The sequence below is a fragment of the Streptomyces sp. NPDC004435 genome (assembly GCF_042873895.1).
Taxonomy (GTDB): domain Bacteria; phylum Actinomycetota; class Actinomycetes; order Streptomycetales; family Streptomycetaceae; genus Streptomyces.
Genome location: NZ_JBIAMB010000012.1, coordinates 210,510 through 225,382 on the forward strand (window position 1 = coordinate 210,510; position 14,873 = coordinate 225,382).

Here is a 14,873-nt window from a genome sequence, read left to right on the forward strand (position 1 = left end):
AGGGCGGGCTCCGCTTCGGGCCGTCTGTGGGCCGTCTCAGGGCCGCCGGGGGCCACCGACGGCCACCAACAACAGCCAAGAGGGCGCGACTAGTGGTCGCGCCCTCTTTCTCGCTTCGGCCTGCTAGATCCAGGTGTCGAGCCACATCCGCGCCCGCCACTGGTCCATCGGGATCGGGGTCGCCGTGTAGATCGGCCAGAAGTAGATGAAGTTCCAGACGATCAGCAGGACCAGGCAGCCCGCCGCCACCGCGCCGAAGGTGCGGCGTCTCTCCGTGGCGCCCTTCGGGCCGATGATCGCGCCGATCATCATGGCGACCGCGAGGCACAGGTAGGGGATGAAGACGACGGCGTAGAAGAGGAAGATCGTGCGCTCCTGGTAGAGGAACCAGGGGACCCAGCCGGCGGCCACCGCGCAGGCGATCGCGCCGGCGCGCCAGTCGCGGCGGAAGGCCCAGCGCCAGAGGACGTACAGGAGGGCGAAGCAGGCGGCCCACCACAGGAGCGGGGTGCCGAGGGCCAGGATCTCCTGGGCGCACTTCTCCGTGGCGGAGGAGGGGCAGCCGGCGGTGCCGGGGGCGGGGGACTCGTAGAAGTAGGAGACCGGGCGGCCGAGGACGATCCAGGACCAGGGGTTCGACTCGTACGTGTGGGGCGAGGTGAGCCCCACGTGGAACTTGTACACCTCGTACTCGTAGTGCCACAGGCTGCGCAGCCAGTCCGGCAGCCAGGACCAGACGCCGGGGCCGCCGGGCAGGGCGTCCTGCTTCGCGGCCCAGTCGCGGAAGTAGCCCTTGTCGCCGGCGATCCAGCCGGTCCAGGTCACCAGGTACGTCACCAGACCCACCGGCACCACCGACACGAACGCCGGCAGCAGGTCCCGCTTGAGCACCGCGAGGTACGGGCGGACCGCGCCGGCCGTGCGCCGGGCGCCGACGTCCCACAGGACGGTCATCAGGCCGAACGCCGCCATGACGTACAGGCCGTTCCACTTGGTGGCCGCCGCCAGGCCCAGCATGACACCGGCCGCGATCCGCCAGGGCCGCCAGCCGAGCCGCAGCCGGTCCGCCAGGTCCGCGTCGGGCCGCAGCACCCCCTCCTCGTCCTCCGGCAGCGCCGCCGCGAGCCGTTTCCGGGTCCGGTCCCGGTCCAGGACCAGGCAGCCGAAGGCCGCGAGCACGAAGAACATCAGCACCTGGTCGAGGAGCGCGGTGCGGCTCATCACGAAGTGCAGGCCGTCGACGGCCAGCAGCAGGCCGGCGAGGCAGCCGAGGAAGGTCGAGCGGAACAGCCGGCGGCCGATCCGGCAGAGCATCAGGACGGAGAGCGTCCCGAGCAGCGCCACCATGAAGCGCCAGCCGAACGGTTCGAAGCCGAAGATCTTCTCGCCGACGCCGATCACCCACTTGCCCATCGGCGGATGGACGACATAGCCGGGGTCGGTCGGGATGGCGACGGCGTCGGGGTTCGCCAGGATCGACTTGTCGACGTCCTTGGGCCACGCCCCCTCGTACCCCTGGTTGATCAGGGCCCACGAGTCCTTCGCGTAGTACGTCTCGTCGAATATCACCGCGTGCGGCTTGCCCAGGTTCCAGAACCGGAGCACGCCCGCGACGGCGGCGACCAGCAGCGGCCCGCCCCACGCGGCCAGCCGCCACAGCCGGTCGGCCGCGGCGGGTCCGAGCCCGAGCAGCGACATGACCCTCTCCGAGGGCCGGGTGTACGGCGGGTCGAGCCGGTCCCGCAGTCCGAGGGAGAGCGTGCCGGTGGCGGGCGGACGGTAACCGAAGCGGCGCAGCCGGAGCTGCCACGAAGACGGCTCGGCCACGTTCGGTGCCATCGCGATCTGGCCCTCCGGGGCCTCGGGTGCGGTACGGGTCACCGCGCCATCGTAGGGACTGCGTCTGTGCGCGTCGCCTGTCCGGGCGGTGGGGTGTCCCCGAGCAGCCGCTCCGGGCTGGGAGGATGGCGGGGTGACAGGAACGCTGGTACTCGCAGGCACCCCCATCGGCGACATCGCGGACGCCCCGCCCCGGCTCGTCGCCGAGCTGGAGGGAGCGGACGTCGTCGCCGCCGAGGACACCCGCCGGCTGCGCGGGCTGACCCGGGCGCTCGGCGTGCACACGACCGGCCGGGTCGTGTCGTACTTCGAGGGGAACGAGTCCGCCCGCACGCCCGAGCTGGTCGAGGCGCTGACCGGCGGCGCGCGGGTGCTGCTGGTGACCGACGCGGGCATGCCGTCCGTCTCCGACCCCGGCTACCGGCTGGTCGCCGCCGCCGTCGAGGCCGGCATCAAGGTGACCGCGGTCCCCGGCCCGTCCGCCGTGCTCACCGCGCTCGCGCTCTCCGGGCTGCCGGTCGACCGGTTCTGCTTCGAGGGGTTCCTGCCGCGGAAGGCGGGCGAGCGCCTCGGCCGGCTCAAGGAGGTCGCGGCCGAGCGGCGGACCCTCGTCTACTTCGAGGCCCCGCACCGGCTCGACGACACCCTCGACGCGATGGCCGAGGTCTTCGGTGCCGAGCGCCGCGCCGCCGTCTGCCGCGAGCTGACGAAGACGTACGAGGAAGTGAAGCGCGGCCCGCTGGCCGAGCTGGCGGCCTGGGCGAAGGACGGCGTGCGCGGCGAGATCACGGTCGTCGTCGAGGGCGCCCCGGAGACCGGCCCCGAGGAACTGGACGCGGCCGAGCTGGTGCGCAGGGTGCGGGTGCGCGAGGAGGCGGGGGAGCGGCGCAAGGAGGCCATCGCGGCGGTCGCCGCCGACGCGGGGCTGCCCAAGCGCGAGGTGTTCGATGCCGTCGTGGCGGCAAAGAACGCGTCCTGAAAAGGCCCGGGAAACGGTAAAGGACTAATCTTTAAGGCAAAGCCGAATCCGCCGCCGGGAGCCTTTGCGGAGCGTTTGGCAAGGGAACGCCAAAAACCGCTTCATGCTTTCCTCCGTGCTGATGCGCTCCGGCCCGAAAAGGCGTCCACTGGGACCAGTGGAGAGGAGCTGGCATGAGCGAGACCACCGGCACCGGAACGCCCGTCGCGCATGAGGCGTACGCCTTCGCCTGCATGAGGTGCGGGTACGGCTGGGAGCAGTCCTACGACATCGAGCACCACACGGACGCCCGCGGTCAGGCGTTCGTCGTCTACAAGGCGGACGGGGAGCGGGTGCCCTCCCCGCTCTCGAACCCGACCTGCATGAACTGCGGCGGTCACGTGGTGCGGATCATGCGCGCCGGACAGGTGTCCACCGTGCTCGACCTGATCGCGTCGATGGAACACCACGGGCGCGGCGCGAAGGAGACCCCTCCGGTCTCCGCGGCAGGGCCGATCGGACAGGAGCTGACCGAGGGCGACGAGGACCGGCCGCCGGTCCCGCACCACTGGCACCTCTCCGACCTGCTCCACCCCTTCCGCTCCCGCCACTGAGATCCCGCCGGCGAGAACCCGCTACCGCGAACCCGCCATCGAGAACCCGCGCCGGCGGCAGCACGCGTGAACCGCCGCGCGGACCCGCTCATGGCCCTCGTACGATCGGGGCCATGAGTTCCAAGGACGCCCCGCCGCCGCTGCCCGAACCCCTCCTGGTCGAGGTCGCGGACTCGCACACCCACCTGGACATGCAGTCCGGCACGGTCGAGGAGGCGCTGACCAAGGCGGCCGCCGTCGGCGTGACGACGGTCGTGCAGGTCGGCTGCGACGTGAAGGGCTCCCGGTGGGCCGCCGAGACCGCGGAGCGGTACGAGCACGTGCACGCGGCGGTCGCCCTGCACCCCAACGAGGCCCCCAGGATCGTCCTCGGGGACCCCGAGGGCTGGTCGCGGCAGGGGGCCCGCGACGCGGGCGGCGACGCGGCGCTCGACGACGCGCTCGCCGAGATCGACCGGCTCGCCGCCCTCCCGCACGTCCTCGGCGTCGGCGAGACCGGGCTCGACTTCTTCCGCACCGGCCCCGAGGGCATGGCCGCGCAGGAGCGTTCCTTCCGCGCCCACATCGAGATCGCCAAGCGGCACGGCAAGACCCTCGTCATCCACGACCGGGAGGCCCACGCCGACGTGCTGCGCGTCCTCGACGAGGAGGGCGCCCCCGAGCGGACCGTCTTCCACTGCTACTCCGGCGACGCCGCCATGGCGGAGATCTGCGCCGCCAAGGGCTACTACATGTCCTTCGCAGGCAACGTGACCTTCAAGAACGCCCAGCCGCTGCGCGACGCGCTCGCCGTCGCCCCGCTCGGCCTCGTCCTGGTCGAGACCGACGCACCCTTCCTCACCCCGGCGCCCTTCCGCGGCCGCCCCAACGCCCCGTACCTGATCCCGGTCACCGTCCGGGCCATGGCCGAGGTGCGCGGCATCGACGAGAACGCGATGGCGGAGGCGATCGCGGTGAACACGGCCCGCGCCTTCGACTACTGACCGGGCCCGGCCCCCGGCGTACCCCGGCTTCCCGGCGTCCCCTGGCTCCCCGGCGTCCCCCGGAGCTCACCATCACCGATCCATAACGGTTACGTGTGGTAGTCGCGTCGTTTTGGAGAGTGACCGACGGCGGGGCTAGGGTCCCGGCCTCGTGAGCACTTCCCAGGGCAGTCACCGCGCCGGACGGCGGGGGGCGGCGGCCACGCTGCCCGTCCACGAGCAGCCCACCCAGGCGGCGCCCCTCGTCATCCCGCCCGGCGCGGCCCCCGCGCCCGCCCCCGGCACGGCCGCCTCCGCGCCCGTCCCCGCGCAGGGCCGGGCCGCCGCCCGGCGTGCGGCCCGGCGCCGGAAGCCCGCCCGCACCACCGCCGGGGACGGGCTGCGCCGGCTCGTCCCGCAGGCCCTCGTCGTCGCCTTCCTCGCCGGCGGCACCACCGCCTTCGTCGCCGACGACAAGGCGATCCGGCTCTCCGTCGACGGCGTCCCCCGCACCCTGCACACCTTCGCCGACGACGTCGACGAGCTCCTCGCCGACGAGGGCCTCACCGTCGGCGCCCACGACCTCGTCGCCCCCGCCCCCGGCACGCCGCTGGCCAGCGGCGACGAGCTCGTCCTCCGGTACGGCCGGCCGGTCGCCCTCACCCTCGACGGACACCGCCGCCAGGTGTGGACCACCGCCGACACCGTCGAGGGCGCCCTGCGCCAGCTCGGCGTCCGCGCCGAGGGCGCCCACCTCTCGGTCTCCCGCTCCGCGCCGATCTCCCGCGGCGGCCTCGCCCTCGACGTCCGCACCGAACGCGCGGTCACCTTCCTCGCCGACGGACGCGAGCGGACGGTCCGCACCAACGCGGCCACCGTCGGCGAGGCCCTCGACGAGGCCGGCATCACCCTCGGCGGCGAGGACACCACCTCCGTGCCCCGGGAGACGTTCCCCCGCGACGGCCAGACCGTCACCGTGCTGCGGATCACCGGCTCCACCCAGACCCGCGAGGAGGCGATCCCGTACGCCGTCGAGCGCGTCCGCGACCCCGCCCTCTTCGCCGGCACCGAGGTCGTCGAACGGCAGGGCGTACCGGGCCTGCGCCGGATCACGTACCACCTCCGGTCCGTCAACGGCGTCCGGCAGAAACCCCGCCGCACCGGCGAGGAGATCGTCCGCGAGCCGGTCTCCCGCAAGGTCCGCGTCGGGACCCGCGCGCTGCCCTCCTCCGTCGCCGGAGCCGACGGCCTGGACTGGGGCGCCCTCGCCGCCTGCGAGTCCGGCGGCCGCCCCACCGCCGTCGACCCCTCCGGCACCTACGGCGGCCTCTACCAGTTCGACCCCGGCACCTGGCGCTCCCTCGGCGGCTCCGGCGTCGCCCAGGACGCCCCCGCCGCCGAGCAGACCTTCCGCGCCAAGAAGCTCTACGTGCAGCGCGGCGCGGGCCCGTGGCCGCACTGCGGGCGCCGGCTCTTCGGATGAGGCCCGCCCCTCCGGACAGGCCCTAGGCTGTACCGGTGAGCACCACCACCGGCCCCGACGGCCCCGACGCCCTCCTCGGCCCCGCCGACATCCGTGAGCTGGCCGCCGCCCTCGGCGTGCGCCCCACGAAGCAGAAGGGCCAGAACTTCGTCATCGACGCCAACACCGTCCGGCGCATCGTCCGCACCGCGGGCGTGCGCCCGGAGGACGTGGTCGTCGAGGTGGGGCCCGGCCTCGGCTCCCTCACCCTGGCGCTCCTGGAGGCCGCCGACCGGGTGACCGCCGTCGAGATCGACGACATCCTCGCCGCCGCGCTGCCGGCGACGATCGCCGCGCGGATGCCGGAGCGGAAGGACCGCTTCGCGCTGGTCCACTCCGACGCCATGCTCGTCCAGGAGCTGCCGGGCCCGGCGCCGACCGCGCTCGTCGCCAACCTCCCGTACAACGTGGCCGTGCCCGTCCTGCTGCACATGCTCGACCGCTTCCCGAGCATCGAGCGGACCCTCGTCATGGTCCAGGCCGAGGTCGCCGACCGGCTCGCCGCCGGACCGGGCAACAAGGTGTACGGGGTCCCCTCCGTCAAGGCCAACTGGTACGCCGAGGTGAAGCGGGCCGGCTCCATCGGCCGCAACGTCTTCTGGCCCGCGCCCAACGTCGACTCGGGTCTCGTCTCCCTGGTCCGCCGCGCCGAGCCGGTCGCGACCACCGCCACCAAGGCGGAGGTCTTCGCGGTCGTCGACGCGGCCTTCGCGCAGCGCCGCAAGACCCTGCGGGCCGCCCTCGCGGGCTGGGCGGGCTCCCCGGCCGCCGCCGAGGAGGCCCTGGTGAAGGCCGGGATCTCGCCGCAGGCGCGCGGCGAGTCGCTGACGGTGGAGGAGTTCGCGCGGATCGCGGAGGCGAAGGCATGAACGGCGTGGACGGTTCCCGGGGCGCGAAGGGCTCTCGGGGCGGGAAGGGCGTGACCGTACGGGTCCCGGCCAAGGTCAACGTCCAGCTCGCGGTCGGCGCCGCCCGCCCCGACGGCTTCCACGACCTCGCCAATGTCTTCCTCGCCGTGTCCCTGTACGACGAGGTGACGGCGGTGCCCGCCGACCGGCTGACGATCACCTGCGAGGGCCCCGACGCGGACAAGGTCCCCCTCGACCGCACCAACCTGGCCGCCCGCGCCGCGGAGCTCCTCGCCGCCCGGCACGGCCTCTCCCCGGACGTCCACCTCCACATCGCCAAGGCCATCCCGGTCGCCGGCGGCATGGCCGGCGGCAGCGCCGACGGCGCCGGCGCGCTCCTCGCCTGCGACGCCCTGTGGGGTCTGGACACCCCCCGTGACGTGCTCCTGGAGATCTGCGCCGAACTCGGCTCCGACGTGCCGTTCAGCCTCGTCGGAGGGGCGGCGCTCGGCACCGGCCGGGGCGAGAGGCTGACGGAGCTGCCGGTCGGCGGAGCCTTCCACTGGGTGTTCGCCGTCGCCGACGGCGGGCTCTCCACACCGGCCGTGTACGGCGAGTTCGACCGCCTCACCGCGGGCACCGAGGTCCCCGAGCCGGCCGCGTCCCCGGTCCTCCTGGAGGCCCTGCGCACCGGCGACACCACGGCCCTCGCGGGCGCCCTCGCCAACGACCTCCAGGCCCCGGCGCTCTCCCTGCGCCCGTCGCTGGCCGCGACCCTGACGGCCGGCACGGAGGCGGGCGCCCTCGCCGCCCTGGTCTCCGGCTCGGGCCCGACGACGGCGTTCCTGGTGAAGGACGCGGAGGCCGCCGAAACGGTCGCCGCCGCCCTCGTCGCCTCCGGCACCTGCCGCGCGGCCCACGTGGCGACCTCCCCGGCGGCGGGCGCGACGCTCCTCTGAACCCCGGCCTCGCGACGCGATCCCTGAGGCCGTACTCACGCGCCGGTTGAGTATCCGCGCCCTGTCGGCGGCGGGGGGCCGCGCGGGACCTTACGGGCATGGGAATCAGCGCGCGTGAGCTCGCGGCGGCGACGCCGGCGAGCCGGGACCGGTACGTCGACCTGCTGCGGGTCGCCTCGCTCGCCGTCGTGGTGCTCGGGCACTGGCTGATGGCGGCCGTCACCGCCGACGGGCAGGTCGGGAACCTGCTCGCCGTCGTGCCCGGACTCCAGCCGGCGACCTGGGCGTTCCAGGTGATGCCGGTCTTCTTCTTCGTCGGCGGCTTCGCGCACGCCCTCGCCCACCGCTCCCGCCCCCGGTACGCCGACTTCCTGCGGGCCAGGCTCCAGCGCCTGCTGCGGCCGACGATGGTGTTCGTCGGGGTGTGGGGCGCCGCCGCACTGCTGCTCCAGCTCTCCGGCGCGGACGGCGGGCTCACCGGCGTCGCGCTGCGGCTCGTCACCCAGCCGCTCTGGTTCATCGGGATCTACCTGGCGATGGTGGCCTTCACCCCGCCGCTGCTGCGGCTGCACGAGCGCTGGGGGTGGGGCGCGTTCGCCGCGCTCGCGGGCGGCGCCGTCGCCGTGGACGCGCTGCGGTTCGCGGCGGACGTCCCCTTCGTCGAGTTCCTGAACTTCGCCTTCGTCTGGCTCGCCGTCCACCAGCTGGGCTTCCTCCGCGCCGACGGCATGATCCGCCGCCCGGCCGTGCTCGCCGCCGCGGGCCTCGCCGGAGCGACCGCGCTGGTCGCCCTCGGCCCGTACCCGCTGTCGATGGTGGGAATGCCGGGGGAGAAGGTGTCGAACATGGCGCCGCCGACCCTCGCCCTGCTCTGCCACGCCCTGTGGCTGGTCGGCGCCGTCGAACTGCTCAAGGGCCCCGGGACGCGGTTCGCCGCCCGCGCCGGCGTGTGGCGGGCGGTCGTCGCCGCCAACGGCATCGCGATGACGGCCTTCCTGTGGCACCTGACGGCCATGCTCGGGGTGTACGGGGCGCTGCTCGGCCTCGGCGCGGAGCTCCCGGCCCCCGCCACGGGCGCCTGGTGGGCGCAGGTCCCGCTGCGGTTCGCGGCCGCCGGGCTCCTCACGGCCCTGCTCGTCGCCGTCTTCCGCCGCTTCGAGGCCCCCGTCCCCGCCGCCCCGGCCACCGACCGGGGCGGCCCCCTCGCCGCCTTCGGCATCACGCTCGCCCTCCTCGGCGTGCTCGGACTCTCCCTGACGGGCTTCGCCGGACTCCTCGACGGCCACTCGGCGACCCTGATAGCCGTCCCCGTCACCGCCCCGGCGGCCGTCGCCCTCGCCCTGGCCGGGTGGCTCCTGGTGGAGCGGGCCGGGCGGGCGGGACCGCGCTGACGGCGGCCCGGCGGGGGAGGCGTGCGGGGACGTACCCTGGGACGTCGATCGATCACCCCGCACTGGAGTCAACGTGGCCGTCAACCTCGTCAATGTCGAGAACGTCAGCAAGGTGTACGGCACCCGTGCCCTGCTCGACGGGGTCTCGCTCGGCGTGTCCGAGGGGGACCGGATCGGGGTCGTGGGGCGCAACGGCGACGGCAAGACCACCCTCATCCGGATGCTGGCACGCCTGGAGGAGGCCGACACCGGCCGGGTCACGCACAGCGGCGGGCTGCGGCTCGGGGTGCTCACCCAGCACGACTCGCTCGACCCGAAGGCCACCATCCGGCACGAGGTCATCGGCGTCATGGCCGACCACGAGTGGGCCGGCAGCGCCAAGATCCGCGACGTGCTCACCGGCCTCTTCGGCGGCCTCGACCTGCCCGGCTTCGAGCAGGGCCTCGACACGGTCATCGGCCCGCTCTCCGGCGGCGAGCGCCGCCGCATCGCGCTGGCCAAGCTGCTCATCGAGGAGCAGGACCTGCTCGTCCTCGACGAGCCGACCAACCACCTCGACGTCGAGGGCATCGCCTGGCTCGCCGGCCACCTCCAGACCCGCCGCTCGGCGCTCGTCTGCGTCACCCACGACCGCTGGTTCCTCGACCAGGTCTGCACCCGCATGTGGGACGTGCAGCGCGGTGACGTCTTCGAGTACGAGGGCGGCTACTCGGACTACGTCTTCGCCCGCGCGGAGCGGGAGCGGATCGCCGCGACCGAGGAGGTCAAGCGGCAGAACCTGGTCCGCAAGGAGCTGGCCTGGCTGCGCCGCGGCGCCCCGGCCCGCACTTCCAAGCCCCGGTTCCGCATCGAGGCGGCCAACGCGCTCATCGCGGACGTGCCGGAGCCCCGCGACGCCAGTGAGCTGATGAAGTTCGCCAACGCGCGGCTCGGCAAGACCGTCTTCGACCTGGAGGACGTGACCGTCACCGCCGGACCCAAGACGCTGCTCCAGCACCTCACCTGGCAGCTCGGCCCCGGCGACCGCGTCGGACTCGTCGGCGTCAACGGCGCGGGCAAGACCTCACTCCTGCGGGCGCTCGCGGACGCGGCCGTCACCCAGGGCGAGCAGCAGCCGCCGGCCGGCCGGGTCGTCGTCGGCAAGACCGTGCGGCTCGCCTACCTCTCGCAGGACGTCACCGAACTCCCCGCGCAGCTGAGGGTCCTGGAGGCCGTGCAGCAGATCCGCGACCGGGTCGACCTCGGCAAGGGCCGCGAGATGTCCGCGGGACAGCTCTGCGAGCAGTTCGGCTTCGGCAAGGAGAAGCAGTGGACGCCGGTCGGCGACCTCTCCGGCGGCGAGCGCCGCCGCCTCCAGCTGCTGCGCCTGCTCATGGACGAGCCGAACGTCCTCTTCCTCGACGAGCCCACCAACGACCTCGACATCGAGACCCTGACCCAGCTGGAGGACCTCCTCGACGGCTGGCCCGGCTCCATGGTCGTCATCTCCCACGACCGCTTCTTCCTGGAGCGCACCACCGACCGCACCTTCGCCCTGCTCGGCGACCGGACGCTGCGGATGCTGCCGCGCGGCATCGACGAGTACCTGGAGCGGCGGCAGCGGATGATCGAGGCGGCGGCCCCCGCGACCGCGGCCCCCGCCGCGCAGCCCGCCGCCGGTGTCTCCGCCGCCGACGCGCGCGCCGCGAAGAAGGAGCTCCAGAAGGTCGAGCGGCAGCTCGACAAGATCTCCGAGAAGGAGACGAAGCTGCACGCCCAGATCGCCGAGAACGCGACGGATTTCGCGAAGGTCGCGAAGCTCGACGCCGAGTTGCGGGAACTCCAGGGAGAACGTGAAGAGTTGGAGATGCGCTGGCTCGAACTGGCGGAGAACGCATAACGAGGGCATCACGGACCGGTCCTCCCTTGGGCACAAGGGATGGACCGGTCGCTTTTGCGCCACCGCGTGAGTGGTAGAAAGAAAACCCGCTCACAGCCAAGGGGGAAGCGCTGATGACCCAGCCGCCCAGCAACCAGCCGCCGGGGGGCTTCGGAGCTCCCCAGGATCCGAATCAGGGTGGCACGCCGCCCGTCCCGCCGCAGATGCCCGGCCAGCCGCCGCAGATGCCGCCGACGCCTCCGCAGCCCCCGGCCCAGCCGCCGCAGGGCCAGCCGCCCGCCCAGCCCCCGCAGGGGCAGCCCGGATACGGCTACCCGCAGCAGGCGCCGCAGCCGGGCCCGTACGGCTACCCGCAGCAGCCGCAGCAGCCGGGCCCGTACGGCCAGCAGCCGCAGCAGCCGGGGCCCTACGGCCAGCAGCAGGGCCCGTACGGGCAGCAGCCCGGTCCCTACGCCGGCTACCCGGGCCAGACGCAGCCGATGTACCCGCCCGCGCCCGCCCCCACCGGCGGCTCCGGCGGTCCGTCCAAGAACCGCACGGTGCTCGTCGCGGCCGTCGCCGCGGCCGTGGTCGCCGTCGCCGCCGTCACCACCTGGGCCGTCGTCGGCAAGGGCGACGACGAGAAGCCGGCCGTCGCGAACCCGACGGCGAGCGCCTCCTCCAGCGCCGGCTCGGCGGCACCGCAGCCGAGCGAGTCCGCCGACGAGGGCGACGGCTCCGGAGACGGCACCGGCGGCGACAAGGGCGGCACGGACGACCTCAACGCGGCCCGCGAGGCGGGCGAGGCGAAGGTCAACTTCCTCACCACCAACGACGTCGACCTGCCCCGCAACGGCTCCGAGGTCTTCGGGCCCTGGATCGTCGGCGACACCGTGGTCAAGGCGATGTACAAGGGCGTCGCCGGCTACAGCCTCGCCGACGGCGCCAAGAAGTGGCAGGTCGACCTCCCGTTCAAGCTGTGCGCGACCCCGGCCCAGCCGGGCGCCGACGGCCTGATGGTCTTCGGGTACGAGGAGAGCGCCAAGGACGGCGCCAAGTGCTCGATGCTCCAGCAGATCGACCTCAAGACCGGCAAGGCGGGCTGGAAGAAGGCCGTCCCGAAGCCGACCGGCCTCTTCGCCTTCTCCGACAACACCCTCGCCATCGGCGGCAACACGGTGACGGCGGCCGGCAGCAGCAGCGCCTACGGCTTCTCCCTCACCGACGGCCGCCAGGTCTTCACCGGCCCCACCGGCGACTGCAAGCCGTACGCCTACGCCGGCGACGCCACCAAGCTGATCGCGGCCAGCCAGTGCCGCACCGGCGACGTGAACAAGGAACAGCACACGGTCAGCGAGGTCGACCCCAACACGGGCAAGCCCAAGTGGACCTACAAGCTGGCCCTCACCTGGGAGGTCGACAAGGTCTACTCGGTGAACCCGCTGGTCGTCTCCGCCTTCCAGCGCGAGCAGAAGAAATGGTCGGTCGTCGCGCTCAACCCGAACGGCTCCGTGCGCTCCCAGATCCAGGGCGGCAAGGACAAGTTCGCACCGAGCTGCGGCGGCGGCTTCGTCATCTTCGGCCGCAACCTCCAGGGCTGCACGGGTGTCGCCGCCGCCGGTGACACCTTCTACATGGCGACCGACGCCGCCTACGGCACCTCCAACGAGGTCGTCGCCTTCGACCTCAAGAACGGCAAGCCCAAGTGGCGTTCGAAGGCGCCCGAGGAGCAGCAGATGACGCCGCTGCGCATGGAGGGCGGCGAGGTCCTGGTCTACGTCGCGCCCAAGTACGACAAGGGCGGCGCGGTCGCGACGATCGCCCCGGCCGGCGGCGCGCCGAAGATCCTCCTCAAGCACCCGGTGTCGGTCTCGCAGATCGAGAGCGGCTTCTTCAGCGCCGGCTACGCCTACGGCGGCGGCACGTTCGTGGTGGCGGCGGGGCGCGTCTCGGCGTCCAGCGACGCCGAGGAGAAGGAGATCAAGACGATGATGGGCTTCAGCAAGTGAGGTACGCGGACCGATGACCCAGCCACCCCCTCCGCCGCCGAACCAGCCGCCCGGCGGGTTCCCGCCGCCGAACCAGCCCCCGAACCAGCCGCCCGGCGGTTACCCGCCGCCGCCGGCGGGCGGCTTCGGCGCCCCGCAGGACCCGGCCCAGGGCCACGGCCAGGGCCAGGCCCACGGCGGCTTCGGCGCGCCGACGCCCCCGCCGCAGGGGCAGCCGGGCTACGGCTACCCCCAGGCCCCGCAGGCCGCCCCGCAGCCCGGCTACGGCTACCCGGAGCAGCAGCACCAGCAGCCGGTGCCGCCGCCGTACGGCTACCCGACCCAGCCCCAGCAGCCGTACGGCTACCCGACCGCGCCCCAGCAGCACCTGCCGGCCCCGCCGCCGGGCGGCCGGAAGAAGCTGTCGGCGCAGGCGATCATCATCGTCGCGGCGGTCGTGGCCGTCGCGCTGATCGTCGGCGGCGGCATCTGGTACTCCCAGTCCGGCGCGGACGAGCCGACGGACGCCAAGCCCGTGGGCGGCACCAGCCAGAACCCGAACGGCGGTGGCGGCGAGGCCACCACCGGCGGCAGCGGGCTCGGCGGCAACGGCAAGGAGAAGCCGGGCGCGGACACCGGCGCGAGCCTGGCCTTCCGCATCGACGTGCCGACGGTGCCCGACACCACGCCCGTCGACGGCTCCTGGCTCACCGACAAGACGTACGTGAAGACGGGCGTCAACTCGGTGGTCGGCTACGACATCGCCAAGGGCACCGTCGCCTGGACGATCCCGCTGGCCGGCCAGGTCTGCGGCGCGTCCCGGCACATGACCGCCGACCACAAGGTGCCGATCCTCTTCGAGGAGTCCAAGCGCGTCGCGCCCCGCTACTACCAGAGCTGCAACCAGGTCGGCATGCTCGACCTGAACACCGGCAAGCTGCTCTGGTCCGCCTCGGTCAGCGGCGGCGGCGACCAGAAGGCCCGCTTCAGCGAGGTGACGCTCAGCGGCGGCACCGTCGCGGCCGGCGGCACCGACGGCGGCGCGGCCTTCGACGCCGCCACCGGCAAGGTCCGCTGGAAGCCGCAGTCCGACGACCAGAACTGCTTCGACATGGGCTACGGCGGCGGCGCCGGGCTCGTCGCGGTCCGCAAGTGCGGCAGGTACGGCGCCCAGACCATCCTCGTGCAGAACCTGGACCCGGTCTCGGGCAAGCCGCTCTCGCAGTACAAGATGCCGTCCGGTGTGCAGTACGCGTCGATCGTCTCGACCAAGCCGCTGGTCGTCGCGGCCAACGTCGGCGACGCCGCCGACGACGGCAGCAGCATCTCGGACTTCTTCTCCATCGACGAGAAGACCGGGAAGCTCCGCACCAAGATCACGGCCAACGCCGACCGCTACGCGGCCGAGTGCGGCGCCACCTCGGTGGAGGAGTGCCGGCAGGTCCTCGTCGGCGACGACCGGCTCTACCTGCCGACCGAGGAGCACGACGGCTCGACCGGCGAGTACAGCGACGAGACCAACGAGATCATCGCGTTCGACCTCGCCACCGGCCGGACCGCGCCCGAGAAGGCCGACGCGGGCGACGGGTACACGCTGATGCCGCTGCGCATGGACGGCGGCGACATCATCGCGTACAAGGTGGGCCCGTACGACAAGGGCGGGCAGATCGTCTCCGTCAACGCGGGCACGATGAAGGAGACCCTGCTCCTGGAGACCCCGTCGGACAAGGGGAACCGGGACATCGTGACCAGCTTCTCCATCACCGGCGCCGAACTCCTCTACGCCGACGGCCGGTTCTTCATCTCGGCCACCTACGCCAACAAGGCGCGGGAGTCCGAGAGCTCCTTCGGGAAGAAGTACCACGCGGTGTCGTTCAGCACGAAGAACTGAACGCCGCGACCACTCGCGCGAAGGGCCTCCCCGCTTGTCCCGG

The 14,873-nt window shown here is 73.4% G+C and carries 11 protein-coding genes; 10 read left to right on the forward strand and 1 reads right to left on the reverse strand.

The features are described 5' to 3' along the window. Positions 1–123 precede the first annotated feature (123 nt). Positions 124–1,881, reverse strand: a complete 1,758-nt coding sequence (locus ACFYT9_RS22970; RefSeq protein ID WP_389166662.1) for a dolichyl-phosphate-mannose--protein mannosyltransferase — start codon at positions 1,879–1,881, stop codon at positions 124–126. Between the two features lie 91 nt (positions 1,882–1,972). Here ACFYT9_RS22970 and rsmI point away from each other — a divergent pair, with 91 nt between their 5' ends. The 10 genes from rsmI (at position 1,973) to ACFYT9_RS23020 (ending at position 14,830) form a co-directional block, all read left to right on the forward strand. Further along, positions 1,973–2,818: a 16S rRNA (cytidine(1402)-2'-O)-methyltransferase gene (rsmI, locus tag ACFYT9_RS22975; RefSeq protein ID WP_376604516.1), complete on the forward strand. Its 846-nt coding sequence runs from the start codon at positions 1,973–1,975 to the stop codon at positions 2,816–2,818. Positions 2,819–2,991: 173 nt separating this feature from the next. Further along, positions 2,992–3,411, forward strand: coding sequence for a hypothetical protein (locus tag ACFYT9_RS22980; RefSeq protein WP_389166665.1), 420 nt, complete (start codon positions 2,992–2,994; stop codon positions 3,409–3,411). 113 nt (positions 3,412–3,524) lie between these two features. Continuing rightward, entirely contained in the window at positions 3,525–4,394 is an 870-nt protein-coding gene (locus ACFYT9_RS22985) for a TatD family hydrolase (protein WP_387271424.1), read from the forward strand. A 151-nt stretch (positions 4,395–4,545) separates the two neighbouring features. Further along, positions 4,546–5,856 (forward strand): ubiquitin-like domain-containing protein, encoded by a 1,311-nt coding sequence (locus ACFYT9_RS22990; protein ID WP_389166668.1) that lies wholly within the window; start codon positions 4,546–4,548, stop codon positions 5,854–5,856. Between the two features lie 35 nt (positions 5,857–5,891). Then, positions 5,892–6,764, forward strand: coding sequence for a 16S rRNA (adenine(1518)-N(6)/adenine(1519)-N(6))-dimethyltransferase RsmA (gene rsmA / locus ACFYT9_RS22995; protein WP_376603654.1), 873 nt, complete (start codon positions 5,892–5,894; stop codon positions 6,762–6,764). Next, entirely contained in the window at positions 6,761–7,702 is a 942-nt protein-coding gene (locus tag ACFYT9_RS23000; protein ID WP_389166671.1) for a 4-(cytidine 5'-diphospho)-2-C-methyl-D-erythritol kinase, read from the forward strand. The genes rsmA and ACFYT9_RS23000 overlap by 4 nt, the downstream gene beginning before the upstream one ends. A 98-nt stretch (positions 7,703–7,800) precedes the next feature. Next, positions 7,801–9,093, forward strand: a complete 1,293-nt coding sequence (locus tag ACFYT9_RS23005; protein ID WP_376603658.1) for an acyltransferase — start codon at positions 7,801–7,803, stop codon at positions 9,091–9,093. Positions 9,094–9,166: 73 nt separating this feature from the next. Then, on the forward strand, positions 9,167–10,972 hold the full coding sequence (locus ACFYT9_RS23010) for an ABC-F family ATP-binding cassette domain-containing protein (RefSeq protein WP_389166674.1): 1,806 nt from the start codon (positions 9,167–9,169) through the stop codon (positions 10,970–10,972). A gap of 113 nt (positions 10,973–11,085) precedes the next feature. After that, complete coding sequence (locus tag ACFYT9_RS23015; RefSeq protein ID WP_389166676.1) at positions 11,086–12,960, forward strand: PQQ-binding-like beta-propeller repeat protein; 1,875 nt, start codon at positions 11,086–11,088, stop codon at positions 12,958–12,960. A gap of 13 nt (positions 12,961–12,973) precedes the next feature. After that, entirely contained in the window at positions 12,974–14,830 is a 1,857-nt protein-coding gene (locus tag ACFYT9_RS23020) for a PQQ-binding-like beta-propeller repeat protein (protein WP_389166679.1), read from the forward strand. Positions 14,831–14,873 lie beyond the last annotated feature (43 nt).